Below are 18,889 nucleotides of genomic sequence, written 5' to 3' on the forward strand. Positions count from 1 at the left end.
AATCCAGTCAAAGAGCGAATTTCATACCCTGGCCGCCGAAGGGCGGCATTAAAGGAACACGCGAATGAGTAAAGTTATTGATTCCCTGGAGAAGATACTTCTTCCTTTTGCCGTTAAAATTGGTAAGCAGCCGCATATTAATGCCATCAAAAATGGTTTTATTAAATTAATGCCGCTGACCCTTGCCGGTGCCATGTTCGTTTTAATTAATAACGTTTTCCTGAATTTTGGTGCCGGTTCTTTCTTCTATTCTTTAGGCGTGCGTTTAGACCCTTCCACGATTGAAACCCTCAGTGGTTTAAAAACCATCGGTATTAATGTCTACAACGGTACGCTGGGTATTATGTCGCTGATGGCGCCGTTCTTTATCGGCATGGCTTTAGCCGAAGAACGCAAAGTGGATTCCCTGTCAGCGGGGTTATTAGCCGTTGCCGCCTTTATGACCGTCACACCTTACAGCGTAGGTGAAGCTTATGCGGTAGGCGCGAACTGGTTAGGCGGTGCGAACATTATTTCCGGTATGGTGATCGGATTAGTGGTCGCCGAAATGTTTACGTTTATTATCCGCAGAAATTGGGTGATTACTTTACCCGCAAGCGTGCCGACCTCTGTCGCCCGCTCATTCTCTGCATTAATTCCCGGCTTTATCATTCTGTTTATTTTCGGTGTGATTTCCTGGCTGCTGGGATTATACGGCCACAACTTCCACCAGATTATTATGGATTCCATCTCCAAACCGCTGGCCTCTATGGGCAGCGTGGTGGGCTGGGCATACGTGATCTTCAACTCCCTGCTGTGGTTCTTTGGTGTCCACGGTTCTCTTGCGCTGACCGCGCTGGACAACGGCATCATGACCCCGTGGGCGCTGGAAAATATCGCGCTGTACACCGAATACGGTTCAGTGAGTGCTGCCATTGACGCGGGTAAAACGTTCCACTTCTGGGCGAAACCGATGCTCGATTCCTACATCCTGCTGGGCGGTTCCGGTGCGACGTTAGGTCTGATTATCGCCATTTTCATTGCCTCACGCCGTGCGGATCACCGCCAGGTGGCAAAACTGGCGCTGCCGTCAGGCATCTTCCAGATTAACGAGCCTATCCTGTTTGGTTTACCGATCATCATGAACCCGGTCATGTTTATTCCGTTCGTGCTGGTGCAACCCATTCTGGCAGCCATCACGCTCGCGGCTTACTCCATGGGCATTATTCCGCCGGTGACCAACCTGGCGCCCTGGACCATGCCGACCGGCCTTGGCGCTTTCTTTAACAGTAATGGCAGCATCGCGGCATTGTTAGTGGCCTTGTTTAACCTGGCGGTCGCCACGCTGGTTTACATGCCTTTCGTTATCCTGTCGAACAAAGCGCAGGAGATTATTGAAGAAGAAGAAAGCGAAGAAGATATCGCTGCCGCACTGAAATTCTAATCTGACCCGCAGAGGGCGGGCGCGTCCTTCCCTCTGCCCACTGGCTATCAAGGAGAGATTAAGATGATTGATTTAGACAGCATCGCGGATACGCAAGACGAGATGCAGGAACTCGAAGAAGTGGTCATGGGGTTAATTATTAACTCCGGACAAGCGCGCAGCCTGGCTTACGGTGCGCTGAAAAAAGCCAAAGAAGGCGATTTTGAGCAAGCCAAAGCGTTAATGGATCAGTCACGTTTATCGCTCAATGAAGCGCATCTGGTGCAGACGAAGCTGATTGAAGACGATATGGGCGAAGGCAAAATGAAAGTCAGCCTGATCCTGGTTCACGCGCAGGACCACCTGATGACCTCGATGCTGGCCCGCGAGTTAATCACGGAACTCATTGAGCTTCACGAGAAAATAAAATAACGTAGGGAGTGATAATGCAGCCACCGGTATTGAGCATGGAAATCAAGACAGCACGCGAAAATCAACTCTTCGACGGTCAGAATTTCCATATGTTTATCTACAACAAAGTAGAAAGCATTTCCGGGTTGCATGAACATGATTACTACGAATTTACGGTGGTATTGACGGGCAGGTATTATCAGAGTGTGAATGGCAAACGGGTGCTGTTAGAGCGCGGCGATTTTGTCTTCATTCCGCTGGGTTCGAATCATCAGAGCTTTTATGAATTTGGCGCAACCCGAATATTGAATGTCGGGATCAGCAAAGCTTTTTTCGAACAACACTACGCCTCATTATTACCGGCACATTTTATTGCCTCACAAGTGTACAAAATTAAAACTGAATTTCTGACTTATATTGAATCGGTGGTGGCTTCGCTGAATTTCCGCAACGGGGAATTTAATGAATTTCTGGAGATGGTGACGTTTTATATCGTGAACCGGTTACGTCACCACAGAGAATCAGAAGCCACAACGGATGCGCCAGCCTGGTTAAAGGTGGCGGTTGAGAGAATGCATGATAAAACGCAGTTCGGTGATAAAGCCTTATCGAACATGGTGGCATTATCCGGTAAGTCGCAGGAATATCTGACCCGCGCCACGCAGCGTCATTATGGAATGACGCCGATGCAGATTATCAATGAAATCCGAATTGATTTCGCAAAAAAGCAACTTGAAATTACCAATTACTCGGTCACGGATATTGCCTTTGAATCCGGATATAGCAGCCCGAGTATGTTTATCAAGAACTTTAAAAAGCTGACATCATTTACACCGAATCATTACCGAAAGAAATTGTGCAGTATTAATTAACGCTCAGGTTTATTTTATATTTCTGTTTAAATTTGCAGTGCAATCACTTGCACGGGAGTCCCTATGAGCAAAAAACTGAAAGTCGTCACTATTGGTGGCGGGAGCAGCTATACCCCGGAATTACTTGAAGGCTTTATTAAACGTTACGACGAATTACCGGTTTCTGAATTATGGCTGGTGGATGTCGAGGCCGGAAAAGAGAAGCAGGATATTATTTTTGATCTCTGTGTGCGCATGGTGAAACGCGCCGGTGTGCCGATTGCGATCCACAAAACCCTCAACCGCCGTGAAGCGCTGGAAAATGCGGATTTCGTTACCACGCAATTGCGTGTCGGTCAGTTAAAGGCGCGCGAGCTTGATGAGCGTATCCCGCTGAGCCATGGGTATCTGGGGCAGGAAACTAACGGCGCAGGCGGTTTATTCAAAGGCCTGCGCACCATCCCGGTCATTTTCGACATCATCAAAGACGTCGAAGAGATTTGCCCGAACGCCTGGGTCATTAACTTCACCAACCCGGCGGGAATGGTCACGGAAGCCGTCTTCCGTCACACCCGGTTCAAGAAATTCATTGGCGTGTGCAATATTCCTGTCGGCATGAAAATGTTCATTCAGGATGTGCTGAAACTGACTCCGCAGGACGCGTTATCCATCGATCTTTTCGGCCTGAACCATATGGTGTTTATCAAAGATGTGATTGTTAACGGTGAATCACGCTTTGCCGAACTGCTCGACGGCGTAGCTTCCGGCACGCTTACTGCCGGCTCGGTGAAAAACATCTTTGATTTACCTTTCAGCGAAGGCCTGATCCGCTCGCTCAACCTGCTGCCGTGCTCTTACCTGCTGTATTACTTCAAGCAGAAAGAGATGCTGGCGATTGAAATGGGTGAATTCTACAAAGGCGGGGCGCGCGCATCCGTGGTGCAAAAAGTTGAGAAGCAGCTGTTCGATCTCTATAAAGATCCTGAGCTGAGCGTCAAACCTAAAGAGCTGGAACTGCGGGGCGGGGCGTACTATTCCGATGCGGCCTGCGAAGTGATCAGCGCGATTTATAACGATAAGCAAACCGAGCAGTACGTCAATTTCCCGCACAACGGGCACATTGATAATATTCCGGCAGAGTGGGCAATCGAGATGACCTGCACCATCGGGCGCGACGGTGCGACACCGCATCCGCGTCTGACACATTTCGACGATAAAGTCCTCGGACTGATCCACACCATTAAAGGCTTTGAAATCGCGGCCAGCGAAGCGGCACTGAGCGGCAAATTTAATGATGTGCTGCTGGCGCTGAACCTCAGCCCGCTGATCCATTCAGATAAAGATGCCGAAGTGCTGGCGCGGGAAATGTTGCTGGCGCATGAGGCGCTGCTGCCAAACTTTGCAGAAACGATTGCCGCACTGAAATAACCCGCCGCCTTCCCGGTGCGGGAAGGCGATGCAAAAGGGAAAATCATGGATAAGTTACTGATTGTGAATGCCGATGATTTCGGACTTTGCAAGGCGCAAAACTACGGCATTATCGAGGCATGCAATAACGGCGTTGTGCGATCGACCACGGCGATGGTCACGATGGCGGCGGCGGAACATGCCGCCGTATTAAGCGCATCCCACCCGCATCTTGCCGTCGGGATGCATTTTGTCCTGACGCTTGGAAAACCGCTTTCACCGATGCCAGGTCTGGTCCGAAACGGTGAGCTGGGCAAATGGATTTGGGAAATGGCGGAGGCTGGCACGCTGCCGCTTGATGAAATCGCGCATGAACTGGAATGTCAGTTCGCGCGCTTTATCGAGGTGTTTGGCAAAGCGCCGGTGCATATCGACAGCCATCATCACGTGCACATGTTCCCGCAGATTTTCCCGATAGTGGAGGCATTTGCGAAACAGAAGGGCGTGCCGCTGCGCATTGACCGCGACGAAATCCGCAAAGCGGACATTCCTCTGTGCGGCGCGAAGAGCACAGACGGTTTCGACAGCACGTTTTACGGAGAGGCGATTTCAGAAGCGCTGTTTCTGCAAACGCTGGACAACGCCACCCGGCGCGGCGACCGTTCCGTAGAAATCATGACACACCCTTCTTTTATCGATAACACGCTTCTGGCCAGTAAATATTGTTACCCGAGGCTGGCAGAGCTGGATGTATTGACGTCGGCGTCGCTGAAATCCGCGATTACTCAGCGCGGGTACCGGCTGGGATCATTTAAGGATTTACAAGCCCTGTAAAAACACAAAGGCCGCCGCGGGCATATTGCTCACGGCGGCCTTTTTGCGGGTTAATCACGCGTGATTATTTATCCGCGTCTTTATAGACAGTGGCGATGGCTTCAAAGTTTGGGCCTTTCTGCCCTGCTGCAATGATATGGTAATACTTACCCCCTTTCTCATCCGCTAACCTGGAAAGCTCTTCGTGCAATTCACTTGGAGAACCTACCTGCCCGCCACTTTGTGACACGGTGACGTTGCCAATTTTTACCAGTTTGAAGTGAGTGACCTCTTCTTTAGAGACTTGGTCAGCTGCTAATGCACTGAATGAAAAGGCAGTGATAAGCAGAGAGGCAGCTAAAATGATTTTTTTCATTTACATCATCCTTTTTAGAGGTAAGAGTTTGCTTCACGCTGATTAAGTTTAGACCGGATTTTCACCTGTCACCAAAACATGAACGGATTTTTACGGCACAAAGCCGGGGAGGCTTTTGCCGTCAGAACGGATCACAAGGATGAGTATGAAAACATCCTGCGCCCGCACCGGTATGCTTTTTTGTTGCGACGTGAGAAGCGACAGGCCGGGAAAAGGGGAACCGCAAAGCCCGCAATTCAAGTGAACTGCGGGCTTTTTTACATCACGGACAAACGATCAGAACGAGAAACAGGAGCAGCCGAGTGCGCCCCAGAAGGCATTGTCATCGGATACCGGAACATCGGCCCCGCGGGCAAGGTCATGGCTGTGCTTATGCACACCGCATGGCCCGACGCACTGATGCATCTGCCGGATCTGCCCGACCCGTGCCGCCCCTTCTGGCGGAGCAGAACGGTAATGCCCCGGCACACGGGTAACCGGCGACCAGTCCGGCAATACCGGAATCGCCGGTGGCGAGAGCGGCAAGAAACTTCCTGCCGCGTAAACCACTTTACCATCGACCATGGTCAGTACCGATTCAATGCCTTTGATGCGCTCTTCCGCAACACTGAAGAAATCTTCCGATAAAACGGCCAGATCGGCCAGCTGCCCGGCTTTAATCTGCCCCTTTTTGCCCTGTTCGCTGGAGAACCAGGCGCTGCCCTGCGTCCACAACATCAGCGCCGTTTCGCGGTCGATTCGCGCATCGTCGTCATACATTGTCATGCCGCCGACGGTGCGGCCGGACACCAGCCAGTACAGCGCGGTCCACGGATTGTAACTGGCAACGCGGGTGGCGTCCGTGCCCAGCCCGACGGGTAATCCGGCAGAGAGCATTTTCGCCACCGGTGGCGTGTGTTTTGTGGCTTCAGCGCCGTAGCGCTCTGCAAAATATTCACCCTGAAACGCCATGCGATGCTGCACCGCAATGCCGCCGCCCAGCGCTTTAACGCGTTCGATATTGCGTTCAGTAATGGTTTCCGCATGGTCGAAGAACCAGTGCAAACCGTTGAACGGAATGTCGTGGTTCACTTTTTCAAATACGTCCAGCATCCGGCTGATCGACTCGTCATAGGTGGCGTGCAGCCGGAAGGGCCAGCGGTGTTCCACCAGATGGCGCACCACGCGCTCAAGTTCAATTTCAGTCCCCGGCGGTAGATCCGGGCGCGGTTGCAGGAAATCTTCAAAGTCTGCGGCGGAAAACACCAGCATTTCCCCCGCGCCGTTATGGCGATAAAAGTCGGTGCCCTGGCCGGGCTTCAGCATGTCGGTCCACAGTTCGAAATCTTCCAGCTCATGCTGCGGGCGCTGGGTGAACAGGTTGTAGGCGATGCGGATCGTCAGTTGTTTTTTCTGATGAAGCTCATCAATGATCTGATAATCCTCGGGATAATTCTGGAAGCCGCCGCCCGCATCAATGGCACTGGTCAGCCCGAGGCGGTTTAGCTCGCGCATAAACTGACGTGTGGAATTCACCTGTTGCTCCAGCGGCAGTTTTGGCCCTTTTGCCAGCGTGGAATACAAAATCATGGCGTTCGGTTTGGCGATGAGCATCCCGGTCGGATTGCCATTGCTGTCGCGCTGAATTTCACCGCCCGGCGGATTGGGCGTGTCTTTGGTGTAACCCACCACCTTCAGCGCCGCGCGGTTGAGCAGGGCACGGTCATATAAATGCAGAATAAAGACCGGCGTGTCGGGCGCGGCCTGATTGATTTCATCCAGCGTCGGCATCCGTCGTTCGGCGAACTGAAATTCCGTCCAGCCACCGACCACGCGAACCCACTGCGGGCTGGGTGTGCGCATTGCCTGATCTTTCAGCATTCGCAGCGCATCCGCCAGCGACGGAACACCTTCCCAGCGCAGCTCCAGATTGTAATTCAGCCCTCCACGGATCAGATGCAGGTGCGAGTCATTAAGGCCGGGAACCGCCGTGTGCCCCTTTAAGTCCACAACCTCCGTCTGCGCATCGGCAAACTGCATCACTTCATTTTCAGTACCGACGGCCAGAAATTTACCGTCTTTTATCGCCACCGCGTTCGCCCGTGGTTTTTCACGATCGACGGTGTGGAATTGTCCATTTATCAGGATCAGGGATGCGAAACTGTTCATTGGGAAAGCTCCTGTCATTGCGCGGAAGTGCGCGTCAGCCATGAATGAAAAACTCGGGTGATAACGGGCATCCACAGGAAAACCACCAGCCCGACAACGGAAGCGTCATTCAGGATATGGCCGCCTTCGGTGCCTTTGAGGTGCGGTAAAATCTGTCCCCAGAACCAGGGCACAATGTGGGTCGACGGGTAAATGACCAGCAGGGTCAGCAGATATTGTTTCCAGCGGGCAGGGGGGCGGACGTTGGCGGCGGGCGGTGTGAACCAGAATTCGGCACCGGGGCGCACCTCGGTATTGTCGTTTTGCAGTAACAGCGGGCTGACTTCTTTTACCAGCTCTTTACGCAGCTCGGAATTATGCCAGGCGTTGAGATTTTCCAGCGTATCGAAGCGCACCAGAATGGTGTAAGGATCGCCGCTGCGGCTCGGGCGGATCACATTCACGCCCAGATGCCCGTTAAAGCTGCCGGCCTGCGGCATAATTTTATTCAGCCAGGCTTCATAGCGTGCTTCGCTGGCGGGTGCGATCCTGTGAGTAATGACGAGTGTTACATGTTGCTGATGGGACTGCGGCATACATCACCTCATTGAATTAAAGAATTTAACGAATCAATGAAATGATGTTAGTTGCCGGAACGGAGCAATGATAGGCGAGAATTTTGGGGTTCTTATCAAATTTTTTTGTGAATCATTCCTCGCCCACCACGCGCAGATTGCGCTGTTTCATCACGCGATGCAGATTTGATTCCAGCCAGTTAGCCAGCCCGGCAATCTGGTCTTTGACTTCGATACCCAGCGGCGTCAGCCGGTACTCCACATGCGGCGGCACCACCGGATAAGAGCGGCGGTCAATAAAGCCATCTTCTTCAAATGCCTGTAAGGTCTGGGCCAGCATCTTTTCACTGACGCCACCCACTTTGCGGCGCAGCTCGCTAAAGCGCAGCGTCTCCTCGCTCAGGGCGATCAGCACCAGCAATCCCCAGCGGCTGGTGATATGGCGCAAAATCTCCCGAGACGGGCAATTAGGATCGAGCACTTCGCCACGCCGGATTTGCTCCGTGAGCGGTAATGCGTCAGCCGACTTATCGGACGATATTATTTTCATACTTACCTTTTAGTGCGTACTTACCAAAAGAAAGTATATCGCATAGGATGTTTCAACGGCGACGCATTTCGCGCCCTTCAGAACATAAATCTCGTGTCTTACACTTTTGGAGAAACAACATGATCGCAATTACCGGTGCCACCGGCCAGTTAGGCCGCCTCGTTATCGCTGCATTGTTGAAGAAAGTCCCGGCGAATCAGATTATTGCCGCCGTGCGCAGCCCGGAAAAAGCCAAAGATCTGGCGGAGCTGGGCGTGGAGTTACGTCAGGCCGATTACAGCCAGCCAGCGACGCTCGACAGCGCGTTCAAAGGTGTTGAAAAAGTGCTGCTGATTTCTTCGAGTGAAGTCGGTCAGCGCGAAGCGCAGCACGGCGCAGTGATTGATGCGGCAAAACGCGCAGGCGTAAAACTGCTGGCCTACACCAGCCTGCTGCACGCAGACAAAAGCCCGCTGGGGCTTGGCGTTGAACACCGCGCGACCGAAAAAGCCTTAAGTGAATCAGGCGTTCCTTTCGTGCTGTTGCGTAATGGCTGGTACACGGAAAACTACGCGGCGAGTATCGCCCCGGCGCTGGCGCACAATGCCTTTATTGGTGCGGTGGGTGAAGGCCGTATCTCCTCGGCAGCGCGTGAAGATTACGCCGAAGCGGCAGCAACGGTGCTGAGCCTGGATAATCAGGCGGGCAAAGTATACGAACTGGCGGGAGATGAGGCCTACACGCTGGCAGAATTTACCGCGCACATCGCGCAACTGTCAGGTAAAAAAGTGGATTACATCAACATGACCCAGGCGGATTTTGCAAAAGCACTGACCGGTGCAGGTTTGCCGGACTGGCTGGCGGAGATGCTGGCAGATTCTGATGCAGGCGCAGCGCAGGGCGGGCTGTTTGATGATTCACATACATTGAGCAAACTGATTGGTCGCCCGACAACGCCTGCGAAAGAGGTGATTGCTGCGACGCTGAAGTCTCTCTGAGGCGCGACCGCGGTTTGTTATCATAAAGTTTACGGCCTGTTAGCATCGCTTAACAGGCCGTATTTTTATTTAAATCACATCATCCTGCGTGGACAACAAGACCAGCTCAAGCAGATTGCGGCAGGCCTGCTGATTACTGATATTGGAATCGATTTCGATCTGGCGGATCAGACCTTCAATGATGGCTTTATTGCTTACCGGGAAGCGGCTGCACAACAGGCTGGACACCACTCTGCCCAAAATTTCCACTTCACTTAAGGTCTGGGATTCCTGCGGTTTGAAGTATTCGCTGATTTCAGTAACTGTTTGTTCTTCTTCGAGTTGCATATAGACCTCCTTAATACTTCGCATGGTAAATCATGACATGAGAAGTGTCTGTTGCGAGTGAGAAAACATAGTATTGTTTAGCAATGCTTCACAATTCGTTTCCCTGTTTCATCCCATGCCTTTTTTGCAAAAGAAAAAGGCCAGCATTAAAAAAAAGTTTTTGGAGGAGGGGAAATCCACATTCTCCTCCAAAAACCAGGCTGAATATGCCCGTAAATGACGGACTAATGATAAAGCAGGGGTGTAAAGAAGTTATACAAAGATTGCAGATTTGTACAGTTTTGGGTGAGAAATATCTTAATAACCGGTTGCTAGCAATCAAAAACAGCACAAATAGTCCTGTGTGATTAACGATCGATACATTCACAGATTGAGTTAGTTCATTTTGTAATGATCAGGTGAGTAGTGTTTTTCACCATGAGACTGAGTGAGTGTTGGTTTGTTATAGGCGGCGAGCACTTAACTCACTGCGCTGCCACACGAATGAGAACGAAATACTGCCACTGGCCGCGCTCAAGAATCACGCCGGAGGAGCGGTGGAAAACCGCGCGTCAGTGTGCGCGGGTTGTAACCCGACCGGAGGGCACCGCGCAGCGGCGGGATTTTGCGGCAATAGCGAAAGCCCCTGAAACATAGCCCGCGAGCGACAGCGCGCAGTTTAAAGACGCGAGAGATCCAAGAGAGGCCCGTCCTGGCCTCTTTTGGTCGGTTTCGGCGCAAAATGTTAAGCGATCACCGCACCTGAGAAACCGAAACCTGCCCATCCATATATCCCTCACCCCACGATGTTACCGGTATCACAGAAGCTAAATATCGTAAGAAATTTACAACATCTCGCAATTGTGACCGGCATTTAACCTCTCTATAACAGTTCTTCAGCCCAGCGGACGGACTGACTTTTTTGTTTAACCGGACAAAAGGCAGAACGAGTTATGAGTGGAAAATTATCCGTCAAAGAGAAAGTGAGCTACGGTCTGGGGGATATGGCGAGCCATATTGGCCTGGATAACGTCATTATATTTTTAACCTTTTACTACACCGACGTGGTGGGTTTACCGGCGGTGTTTGTCGGCACCATGTTCCTGGTGGCGCGCGTCGCGGATGCGATTGTTGACCCCGCGATGGGGCTGATTGCCGACCGCACGCAGACCCGATTTGGTAAGTTCCGCCCGTATATTCTGTGGCTGGCGCTGCCTTTTGGTGCCAGCTGCCTGCTGGTGTATGCCGTGCCGGAATCCCTGACGCTGGGCGGCAAAATGGTCTACGCCAGCGTGACCTACTGCGTGATGATGCTGATGTACACCGCCATCAATATTCCTTATTGCTCGATGGGCGCGATCATTACGCCGGATAATACCCAGCGAATCTCCCTGCAATCCTATCGCTTTTTCCTCGCCACCCTGGGCGGCGCGATGTCCACCTTCCTGATGATGCCGCTGGCGGAAATGCTGGGCGGCGGCAATAAGCTTGACGGTTATTTCGGCGCGATGGCCATCATGGCCTCGGTGGCCGTGGTGATGTTCCTGCTGTGTTTTCTCAACACCAAAGAACGTATCAGCGCACCGCCGACGCATGAAAATTTCCTCTCCGATCTGCGCGATTTAGTGCGTAACGACCAGTGGCGCGTGGTCGCGGCGCTGATCTTCTTTAACATCTCCTTCGGCGTCGTGCGTCTCGGCGCGATGATGTATTACGTCACCTATTATCTCGGCAACGCCAGCTACTTTATGTGGCTGCTGGCCGCGCACATTATTGGTAAAAGCCTCGGCAGCCTGCTGGTCAAACCGCTAACCCGCAATCGCAGCAAGCTAACGGCATTCACGCTTTGCGCCATTTTGACCGGCATCCTGAGCGCGGCGATCTTCTTCGTTCCGGCGTGGATCTCCCTGCTGGTGGGCATGACGCTGCTGGTGTCCACCTTCTATCAGGTCACGACCACGCTGATGTGGGTGATGATGTCTGACGTGGTGGATTACGGTGAATACAAACAGGGCAAACGCATGGACGGCACCGTGTTCTCGACCTTGCTGGCGATCCTCAAAATGGGGATGGCGGTGAGCGGGGCGGTGGTCGGCTGGATGCTGGGCATGAGCGGTTATGTGCCGCATGCCGCCCAGCAAAATACCGCCGCGATGCTGTCGATTATTGCGCTGTTCTCGCTGGTGCCGGGCGTGTTGTCGATGTTCAGCGCGCTGTCGATGCGCTGGTACAAGCTCAATGACGCCACCATGAAACAGATCAACCAGTCCAAAATTTCTCAGGAACGCGAGCCTGAACGTCAGGCCATCTTGCATACACAGGAGTCCGCATGAGCGAATTAATCGCCGAAAAAAACCGCATCCTCTGGCATTTCGATCAGCAAACGCTGGTGATTGAACCCTGGGGCGAAAACAGTCTGCGCGTGCGCGCCACCTGCCGCCCGGCGCTGAATGATCACCTGTGGGCGCTGTTGCCGCTATCCACACAGCCGCAGGCTGACATCCGCCACGGCACCGAAACCCTCACGCTGCGCAACGGCAACATCACGGCAACGGTGAACATCAAAGGGCAACTGGCGTTTTATAACCAGCGCGGCGAGCTGATCCTCGAAGAGTTCTGGCGTCAGCGTTCAACCGTGGGGATCGGCGCGACGGAGAGGAGTCAGGATAAATACATCAGCGCGCTGAAGATGGATGCCCGCGAATTCAAAGCCATTCCCGGTGGCAAACATCAGCTCACCGTACGTTTTGAATCCCGTCCGGACGAGAAAATCTACGGCATGGGGCAGTATCAGCAGAGTTGTCTGGATCTGAAAGGCTGCACGCTGGAACTGGCGCAGCGCAACTCGCAGGCCAGCGTGCCGTTTATGCTCTCGAGCCTCGGTTATGGTTTGCTGTGGAATAACCCGGCGATTGGCGAGGTGACGTTCGGCAAGAACATTACCCGCTGGGAAGCACAGGTCACCGAGCAGATGGATTACTGGATAACTGCCGGTGATACGCCCGCTGACATCCTGCACCAGTATGGCCGCGCGACCGGTACCGCACCGCACATGCCGGAATACGCCACCGGTTTCTGGCAGTGCAAACTGCGGTACCGCACCCAGCAGGAAGTGCTGGAGGTGGCGCGTGAATACAAGCGGCGCAATCTGCCGATTTCGGTGATTGTCATCGATTTCTTCCACTGGCCGAATCAGGGCACCTGGTGTTTTGATCCGGTGGACTGGCCGGATCCTAAAGCGATGGTGGCCGAGCTTAAATCCCTCGGCATCGAAACCATGGTGTCGGTGTGGCCGACGGTGGACAGCCGCACCGATAACTATAAAGAGATGAAATCCAAAGGTTATCTGGTGAATACCGATCGCGGTGTGTCAGTGAATCTGGATTTCCTCGGCAACTGCACGTTCTTTGATGCCACGCACCCCGGCGCACGTCAGTTTGTCTGGGACAAAGTGAAACAAAACTATTTCGATCTGGGCATCCGCACTTTCTGGCTGGATGAAGCCGAACCGGAATACCGTGCGTATGATTTTGATAACTATCGCTATCACCTCGGCCCGGTGCTGGAGGTGGGGAATATCTATCCGCAGAAATTCGCCCAAGGTTTTTACGACGGATTGCAGCAGGAAGGCGAAAACGAGATCGTCAATCTGGTGCGCTGCGCCTGGGCGGGCAGCCAGCGTTACGGCGTGCTGGCGTGGTCCGGCGACATCCACTCTTCCTTCCACGCGCTGCGTAATCAGATTGCTGCTGGCCTGAACATGGGGCTGGCGGGTATTCCGTGGTGGACGACCGACATCGGCGGTTTTCAGGGCGGCAACGTCAACGATCCGGCGTTTCAGGAGTTGCTGATCCGCTGGTTCCAGTGGGGCGTGTTCTGTCCGGTGATGCGCCTGCACGGCTACCGCGAACCGCAAATTCAGCCGTCAGAACCCTGGCGTGAAGGCATCGCGCAGTGCAACAGCGGCGCGCCGAATGAAGTCTGGAGCTATGGCGAAGAGAATTATGCCCTGATGAAAAGCGGGTTATTCCTGCGTGAAAAGCTGCGTCCGTACATCAGCCACGTCATGCAACAAGCCCACGAAAACGGCGATCCGGCAATGCGCACGATGTTCTATCAGTATCCCGCTCAGCCGGAAAGCTGGCAGGTGGAAGATCAGTATCTGCTCGGTGCAGACATACTGGTCGCGCCGATTTTGCATGCAGGCCAGCGCGAACGCGAGGTGTGGTTACCGGCGGGAGAAACCTGGGTGGCGCTTAATGGCGAACGCTATGAAGGAGGAAGGGCGGTGAGTGTCGCCGCACCGATGAGTGAGATCCCGGTATTTGTGCGGCAAAGGGCTGACCCGACTGCACTGGCTATCTTATCAACAGGACTTTAACCGTTTAGGTTTCTCAAATGCGGTGGTCGCTCAGCGTGTAGCGCCAGAGGATCACCGCAGATAAGAAACCGAAACCTTCAACCCTTTGTAACTGAAAGCCGCGCCATGCCGCGGTCTCCTGCCCCCGACTTATCACAAAACTGTTAACTCTCCGCGAGGATTCCGTAATCCCTCGCCCTGTACTCTGGTGCCATCGACAGCAACCGCAACGGTGGCAACAATGATCAACAGACGTAATTTCTTGCTGGGCAGTGGCGCGGTATCGGCTGCTGCGGTGATGGGGCTGATCCCGTCACTGTTTTCCCGCAATGCCGACGCGCAGGCGAAATCCGCTAAATTCGACATCATGCTGACGGATGCTCAGTGGCATCAGCGCCTGAACGACGATCAGTACCGCATTTTGCGCGAAGCCGGTACCGAGCGGCCTTATTCCAGTCCGCTGAACAACGAGCACCGGGCGGGGGAATTTGCCTGTGCGGGCTGCAATCTTCCTCTTTTCTCCTCAGCGACCAAATTTGACAGCCACACCGGCTGGCCGAGTTTCTGGAAACCCTTGCCCGATTCGGCGCTCACCAGCCGGGATACCTCCTTCGGCATGGTGCGTGATGAAGTCCATTGCCGCCGCTGCGGCGGGCATCTCGGTCATGTTTTCGACGACGGCCCGCAGCCGACCGGCCTGCGTTATTGCATGAACGGGCTGGCAATGACGTTCACCCCCAACGTTTAATCAGGCAGGAAGTTCACCATGAAGAAAATTACCGAAAAAAGAGTGAAGTCGTTACGCAATTACAGCCTGATCGCCGGTCTGGTGCTGGCCTCAGCGTTTGTGTTTCAGAATAACGCCTGGTCATGGGGCGGAGCCGAGCCCGCCGTGGTGATCGCCGCCCCGGCAAAAGATGAACCGGCAGCCACGTCGCACAGCGAAACCGCGCTGTTTGCCGGCGGGTGTTTCTGGGGGATCCAGGGCGTGTTCCAGCATGTGAAAGGCGTCACCAGCGCGGTATCCGGATATGCCGGCGGGGCGGCAGGAACGGCAAATTATGAGGAAGTCAGCACCGGTGAAACCGGCCATGCCGAATCGGTGAAAGTGACCTTTGACCCGACACAGGTGACCTACGGCGAGTTGCTGCATATCTTCTTTTCGGTCGGACATAACCCGACTCAGCTGAACCGTCAGGGGCCGGACACCGGCAGTCAGTACCGCTCGGCGGTGTTTCCGTTAAATGCCGCGCAGGCCGCAGTAGCAAAAGCGTATATCGCACAACTCAATGCCAGCAAAAGTTTCAGCGAACCAATGGTGACAAAAATTGAAAGCAACGCCCACTTTTATCCGGCGGAAGCCTATCACCAGAATTTCTTAAACGATAACCCGGACTATCCGTACATTGTGGTGAACGATCTGCCGAAAATTAAAGACCTGCAACAGGTGTTCCCGGCGAATTACCGCGAACAGCCCGTGCTGGTGAACCCTGAAAGTAAAAATTGACGCTACCGGAATGGCGGCTGACATGATTCAGAAAGGAGGAAGGCGGGGTTAAAGGTATTCACAGCAAGAGCAGTCATTCTTTGAAGTAAAAAATGACTGCTCGTCTGATCATGGCGTGGACGTTTTACGTATTACGCCCTTCAATCAGAAATCCAGCTCGGCACCTAAATACGCACCGTTGGCCACCGGAGGCCAACGTGTGGCGTGGTTTGCTGTGCTGTTGACGTGACGTCGTCACGTAACCGACGCTAAAAATTTCCCCACGCACGCCATGCACGCCTCACGTTCTTCCACGTGCGGCATATGGCTGGAGTGTTCGAAAATCACCCATTCTGCCCCTTTGATGTGGTCGGCGAAGGGCTGCACAACTTCCGGTGCGGCTTCGTCGTAACGGCCTGATATCAGCAGAACCGGCACATTAATGGCCGCGAGACGGTCGATCACTGTCCACGCTTTCATGCTGCCAATCACGTGAAACTCGGTCGGTCCGTTCATGGCGAGGTACACCGTCGGATCGGCATCCATGGCCGCGAACGTGCGTTTCACCTCTTCCGGCCACGGATCGAGGCGGCAGACGTGGCGGGCATAAAACACCTGCGACGCGGCTTTATATTCGGCACTGTCGATCGTTCCGGCCTGTTCATGGGTGAGTAAGGTCTGCTGAACGTCCGGCGGCAGTTCGCTGCGCAACCTTGCGGCGGCCTGCAACCAGAGCGCCATCGACGCTGGTGAATTGGCGATGATCAGCGCTTTCAGACCGGCAGGTTGGGTGACCGCATGTTCGGCACCGAGCATACCGCCCCACGACTGGCCGAGCAGCGCGTAATCTTTTTCGATGCACAGATGGCGCAGCAAATTGTCCAGTTCCGCCAGAAACAGCGACGGTTGCCAGAAATCTGCCGGTTTATCAGGAAGGTGGGTGGAGCGGCCATTACCGATCTGATCGTAATGGATCACCGCCCGGCCGGTTTGGGCAATATCGCGGAAGGCATCCACGTAATCGTGGGTGCAGCCCGGCCCGCCGTGCGCGATCACCAGCGGCGTGACGCCGTTGTTCAAATCGCCGCAAACGCGGTACCAGGTCTGGTATTCCTGAAACGGTGCAAAGCCTTCAGTGAGCTTGACCATGTTGTTTCCCCTGTCGGTGAATAATCCTCACAGGGTAAACATCGCGGCGGCGCTGAACAGCTAGTAAAAAAGATAGAAAACGTGAAAGCTCAGCTGTCGAGCAGGCGGTAATGCATGGCGCGAACCACCGCCTGCACGCGGTTGCTGGCCCCCAGTTTGCGGCCGGCGGTGTTGAGATGCAGCGTGACGGTGGCGATTGACCGGTTCAGCTTACGGGCAATCTCTTTGGCGGTTAATCCCTCCGCCGCCCACGCCAGACATTCACGTTCGCGTTTGCTTAACCTGACGTGCTGACAGGTCAGCACGCTGCTGTCGAACAGCGGAAACACGCACTCCTGAAAGGTCAGCGCCAGCAGGCTGAAATCGCCCAGCACGTCATGAATATCCAGCTCGTGCCCGGCGCCGGTGTGGATCCCGGTCACGGTAACAAATCCGCCGTTGGGCAGATGCAGCGGCACGGTGGCGCCACTCGGCATATTGTTATCGCACATGTAATGGGTGACCGGTTTATTGAGGTCACTCAGACGGTTTTGCAGCGAGGTGTTGTCTGGCCGCTGATAAGACCAGACGAACGGCGCACAGCTCTCCAGCGCATAATGCTGCACCGGGTCCACCTGATAATATCCGCTCTCCAGCCACAGCCGCTGCATATCTCCCGGTACATTGCACATCTGCAACAAGGAAGGCGTGATCAAATCCCCTTCCAGCGAACGGGGAACCGGCGTGAAATCGTAAATCAGGGCATCAAATCCCAGGCGCGATGTCTGGGCGAAAAGCTGGGCAAACGCGCCTTCCACGGTACTTTCCCGCATCCCCTGCGCACTCTCTGTCACTGCGAGTTTCATGAATTCATCTCCGCCATGCTTCAACGTAAAAACGGCATTTGCCCCTCCGGCACGGTTCCTGCGTTGCCCAACCTGTGCCTGAAAAACATGCAATCGCGGTGCCAGATCACGGTGATAGCAAAACTAGTTTTTTTGCTAACTACCGGTGCGGCACCACTGCGGCTAACGTAGTGCGACAGGGCAAAAGGCCATCGCAGGCGTGCCGAAAAAAGGGGAGAAACGCCGGGGTCCGCGCAGCCACACTGCACCGTGCTGGTGCGAATTTCGCCCGCCACGTCCGTTTTTGCACCGTTACACGCCATGAAGGGGACTGCCATGCACCGTTATCGTTTTCTGCTCTGGCGACCGCTGCAACTGCTGCCGGTGCTGCTGGGGATCAGCATTCTGACCTTTATTATGGTCCGCGCCATCCCCGGCGATCCGGCGAGGATCCTGCTTGGGGTGCACAGTTCGCCGGAAGCCATCGCCCGTATCCGCGCCCAGTTCGGGCTGGATTTGCCGATATGGCAGCAATACCTCTATTTCCTGCGCAATCTGCTTAACGGTGAAATGGGTAAATCGCTGATTTACCGTGTTGATACGCTCAAGCTGGTCACGACCCGTATCGAACCGACGCTGTATCTGGTGCTCGGCAGCGTGTTGCTGGCGCTGCTGATCGCGGTGCCACTGGCCGCCGCGGCGGCGAGAAAGCGCGGAAAACTGGCCGATCAGGTGATCCGTTTGCTTTCTACCGTCGGCCTCGGCCTGCCCGCGTTCTGGCTGGCGATCATGATGATTTTGCTGTTCAGCCTGTCGCTGGGCTGGTTTCCGGTATCGGGGTACGGCAGTGACGCGGGTGAACGTCTCCGTCATCTGTTTTTGCCCTGCCTGACCGTCGCGCTGGCGCTGTCGGCGGTGCTGACCCGCAACCTGCGCGCCAGCCTGCTGATGGAATTACAGAATGATTACGTGACGGCCGCCAGGGCGCGTGGTCAGAACGAAAACCGCATTTTCTGGCGGCACGTGATGCCCAATTCGCTGGTGCCCACGGTCAACCTGCTGGCGGTGAACATCGGCTGGCTGATCGGCAGTACGGTGGTGATCGAAAGCGTATTTGCCATTCCCGGCATGGGGCAGTTACTGGTGAAAGCGATTATCAGCCGTGACTACATGGTGGTGCAGGGCGTGGTGCTGGTGTTTGCGCTGGCGACGGTCGCCGTGAATCTGATCGCCGATCTGGTGACCGTGGCGCTGGATCCGAGGGTGACGTTATGA

At 54.3% G+C, this 18,889-nt stretch carries 18 protein-coding genes; 11 read left to right on the forward strand and 7 right to left on the reverse strand.

Annotated elements, in window-relative coordinates; translation table 11 throughout:
- Nucleotides 1-64: 64 nt before the first annotated feature.
- The 5 genes from chbC (at nt 65) to chbG (ending at nt 4,905) form a co-directional block, all read left to right on the forward strand.
- Entirely contained in the window at nt 65-1,423 is a 1,359-nt protein-coding gene (gene chbC, locus ACQZQY_RS24670; RefSeq protein ID WP_136376120.1) for a PTS N,N'-diacetylchitobiose transporter subunit IIC, read from the forward strand.
- A 63-nt stretch (nt 1,424-1,486) separates the two neighbouring features.
- A complete protein-coding gene (gene chbA / locus ACQZQY_RS24675) occupies nt 1,487-1,834 on the forward strand; it encodes a PTS N,N'-diacetylchitobiose transporter subunit IIA (protein ID WP_056779981.1) in 348 nt (115 codons plus the stop codon).
- A 14-nt stretch (nt 1,835-1,848) separates the two neighbouring features.
- On the forward strand, nt 1,849-2,685 hold the full coding sequence (chbR, locus tag ACQZQY_RS24680) for a transcriptional regulator ChbR (RefSeq protein ID WP_136376121.1): 837 nt from the start codon (nt 1,849-1,851) through the stop codon (nt 2,683-2,685).
- 63 nt (nt 2,686-2,748) lie between these two features.
- The gene (locus ACQZQY_RS24685) at nt 2,749-4,092 is read left to right on the forward strand and encodes a 6-phospho-beta-glucosidase (protein WP_431297467.1); all 1,344 of its coding nucleotides are present in this window, start codon (nt 2,749-2,751) and stop codon (nt 4,090-4,092) included.
- A gap of 45 nt (nt 4,093-4,137) precedes the next feature.
- Nucleotides 4,138-4,905, forward strand: a complete 768-nt coding sequence (gene chbG / locus ACQZQY_RS24690; protein WP_431297468.1) for a chitin disaccharide deacetylase — start codon at nt 4,138-4,140, stop codon at nt 4,903-4,905.
- 64 nt (nt 4,906-4,969) lie between these two features.
- On the opposite strand, the gene ACQZQY_RS24695 is transcribed toward chbG, so the two are convergent.
- The 4 genes from ACQZQY_RS24695 to ACQZQY_RS24710 all read right to left on the reverse strand — a co-directional run bounded on the left by ACQZQY_RS24695 (nt 4,970) and on the right by ACQZQY_RS24710 (nt 8,512).
- Nucleotides 4,970-5,260 carry a DUF1471 domain-containing protein gene (locus ACQZQY_RS24695; protein WP_414072217.1) on the reverse strand — a complete coding sequence of 97 codons (291 nt, stop codon included), beginning with the start codon at nt 5,258-5,260 and terminating at the stop codon, nt 4,970-4,972.
- 276 nt (nt 5,261-5,536) lie between these two features.
- Complete coding sequence (locus ACQZQY_RS24700) at nt 5,537-7,408, reverse strand: amidohydrolase (RefSeq protein ID WP_431297469.1); 1,872 nt, start codon at nt 7,406-7,408, stop codon at nt 5,537-5,539.
- Between the two features lie 14 nt (nt 7,409-7,422).
- The gene (locus tag ACQZQY_RS24705; protein WP_421671246.1) at nt 7,423-7,983 is read right to left on the reverse strand and encodes an antibiotic biosynthesis monooxygenase; all 561 of its coding nucleotides are present in this window, start codon (nt 7,981-7,983) and stop codon (nt 7,423-7,425) included.
- Between the two features lie 112 nt (nt 7,984-8,095).
- Nucleotides 8,096-8,512, reverse strand: coding sequence for a winged helix-turn-helix transcriptional regulator (locus tag ACQZQY_RS24710; RefSeq protein ID WP_183849540.1), 417 nt, complete (start codon nt 8,510-8,512; stop codon nt 8,096-8,098).
- A 119-nt stretch (nt 8,513-8,631) separates the two neighbouring features.
- On the opposite strand from ACQZQY_RS24710, the gene ACQZQY_RS24715 reads away from it, so the two are divergent.
- The gene (locus ACQZQY_RS24715; protein ID WP_136375470.1) at nt 8,632-9,489 is read left to right on the forward strand and encodes an SDR family oxidoreductase; all 858 of its coding nucleotides are present in this window, start codon (nt 8,632-8,634) and stop codon (nt 9,487-9,489) included.
- A gap of 69 nt (nt 9,490-9,558) precedes the next feature.
- On the opposite strand, the gene ACQZQY_RS24720 is transcribed toward ACQZQY_RS24715, so the two are convergent.
- A complete protein-coding gene (locus ACQZQY_RS24720) occupies nt 9,559-9,816 on the reverse strand; it encodes a biofilm development regulator YmgB/AriR family protein (RefSeq protein WP_056780009.1) in 258 nt (85 codons plus the stop codon).
- 932 nt (nt 9,817-10,748) lie between these two features.
- Between ACQZQY_RS24720 and ACQZQY_RS24725 the strand changes: the two genes are divergently transcribed.
- The 4 genes from ACQZQY_RS24725 to msrA all read left to right on the forward strand — a co-directional run bounded on the left by ACQZQY_RS24725 (nt 10,749) and on the right by msrA (nt 15,662).
- Nucleotides 10,749-12,128 (forward strand): glycoside-pentoside-hexuronide (GPH):cation symporter, encoded by a 1,380-nt coding sequence (locus tag ACQZQY_RS24725; protein WP_431297470.1) that lies wholly within the window; start codon nt 10,749-10,751, stop codon nt 12,126-12,128.
- Complete coding sequence (locus ACQZQY_RS24730) at nt 12,125-14,176, forward strand: glycoside hydrolase family 31 protein (RefSeq protein ID WP_431297471.1); 2,052 nt, start codon at nt 12,125-12,127, stop codon at nt 14,174-14,176. The genes ACQZQY_RS24725 and ACQZQY_RS24730 overlap by 4 nt, the downstream gene beginning before the upstream one ends.
- 220 nt (nt 14,177-14,396) lie before the next feature.
- The gene (msrB, locus tag ACQZQY_RS24735; protein WP_217203102.1) at nt 14,397-14,903 is read left to right on the forward strand and encodes a peptide-methionine (R)-S-oxide reductase MsrB; all 507 of its coding nucleotides are present in this window, start codon (nt 14,397-14,399) and stop codon (nt 14,901-14,903) included.
- 18 nt (nt 14,904-14,921) lie between these two features.
- Nucleotides 14,922-15,662: a peptide-methionine (S)-S-oxide reductase MsrA gene (gene msrA / locus ACQZQY_RS24740; RefSeq protein ID WP_431297472.1), complete on the forward strand. Its 741-nt coding sequence runs from the start codon at nt 14,922-14,924 to the stop codon at nt 15,660-15,662.
- Nucleotides 15,663-15,896: 234 nt separating this feature from the next.
- On the opposite strand, the gene ACQZQY_RS24745 is transcribed toward msrA, so the two are convergent.
- Together ACQZQY_RS24745 and ACQZQY_RS24750 are read right to left on the reverse strand one after the other, a co-directional pair.
- Complete coding sequence (locus tag ACQZQY_RS24745) at nt 15,897-16,790, reverse strand: proline iminopeptidase-family hydrolase (RefSeq protein ID WP_421671259.1); 894 nt, start codon at nt 16,788-16,790, stop codon at nt 15,897-15,899.
- Nucleotides 16,791-16,879: 89 nt separating this feature from the next.
- Nucleotides 16,880-17,635, reverse strand: coding sequence for a LuxR family transcriptional regulator (locus ACQZQY_RS24750; protein ID WP_183849574.1), 756 nt, complete (start codon nt 17,633-17,635; stop codon nt 16,880-16,882).
- Between the two features lie 315 nt (nt 17,636-17,950).
- Between ACQZQY_RS24750 and ACQZQY_RS24755 the strand changes: the two genes are divergently transcribed.
- Entirely contained in the window at nt 17,951-18,889 is a 939-nt protein-coding gene (locus tag ACQZQY_RS24755) for an ABC transporter permease (RefSeq protein WP_431297473.1), read from the forward strand.

The sequence above is a fragment of the Rahnella sp. PAMC25559 genome, assembly GCF_050632365.1.
Taxonomy (GTDB): Bacteria; Pseudomonadota; Gammaproteobacteria; order Enterobacterales; family Enterobacteriaceae; genus Rahnella; species Rahnella rivi.

Coding starts and splice junctions, on each gene's coding strand:
- chbC (WP_136376120.1), top strand. CDS start 65: ATGAGTAAAGTTATTGATTCCCTGGAGAAGATACTTCTTCCTTTTGCC.
- chbA (WP_056779981.1), top strand. CDS start 1,487: ATGATTGATTTAGACAGCATCGCGGATACGCAAGACGAGATGCAGGAA.
- chbR (WP_136376121.1), top strand. CDS start 1,849: ATGCAGCCACCGGTATTGAGCATGGAAATCAAGACAGCACGCGAAAAT.
- ACQZQY_RS24685 (WP_431297467.1), top strand. CDS start 2,749: ATGAGCAAAAAACTGAAAGTCGTCACTATTGGTGGCGGGAGCAGCTAT.
- chbG (WP_431297468.1), top strand. CDS start 4,138: ATGGATAAGTTACTGATTGTGAATGCCGATGATTTCGGACTTTGCAAG.
- ACQZQY_RS24695 (WP_414072217.1), bottom strand. CDS start 5,260: ATGAAAAAAATCATTTTAGCTGCCTCTCTGCTTATCACTGCCTTTTCA.
- ACQZQY_RS24700 (WP_431297469.1), bottom strand. CDS start 7,408: ATGAACAGTTTCGCATCCCTGATCCTGATAAATGGACAATTCCACACC.
- ACQZQY_RS24705 (WP_421671246.1), bottom strand. CDS start 7,983: ATGCCGCAGTCCCATCAGCAACATGTAACACTCGTCATTACTCACAGG.
- ACQZQY_RS24710 (WP_183849540.1), bottom strand. CDS start 8,512: ATGAAAATAATATCGTCCGATAAGTCGGCTGACGCATTACCGCTCACG.
- ACQZQY_RS24715 (WP_136375470.1), top strand. CDS start 8,632: ATGATCGCAATTACCGGTGCCACCGGCCAGTTAGGCCGCCTCGTTATC.
- ACQZQY_RS24720 (WP_056780009.1), bottom strand. CDS start 9,816: ATGCAACTCGAAGAAGAACAAACAGTTACTGAAATCAGCGAATACTTC.
- ACQZQY_RS24725 (WP_431297470.1), top strand. CDS start 10,749: ATGAGTGGAAAATTATCCGTCAAAGAGAAAGTGAGCTACGGTCTGGGG.
- ACQZQY_RS24730 (WP_431297471.1), top strand. CDS start 12,125: ATGAGCGAATTAATCGCCGAAAAAAACCGCATCCTCTGGCATTTCGAT.
- msrB (WP_217203102.1), top strand. CDS start 14,397: ATGATCAACAGACGTAATTTCTTGCTGGGCAGTGGCGCGGTATCGGCT.
- msrA (WP_431297472.1), top strand. CDS start 14,922: ATGAAGAAAATTACCGAAAAAAGAGTGAAGTCGTTACGCAATTACAGC.
- ACQZQY_RS24745 (WP_421671259.1), bottom strand. CDS start 16,790: ATGGTCAAGCTCACTGAAGGCTTTGCACCGTTTCAGGAATACCAGACC.
- ACQZQY_RS24750 (WP_183849574.1), bottom strand. CDS start 17,635: ATGAAACTCGCAGTGACAGAGAGTGCGCAGGGGATGCGGGAAAGTACC.
- ACQZQY_RS24755 (WP_431297473.1), top strand. CDS start 17,951: ATGCACCGTTATCGTTTTCTGCTCTGGCGACCGCTGCAACTGCTGCCG.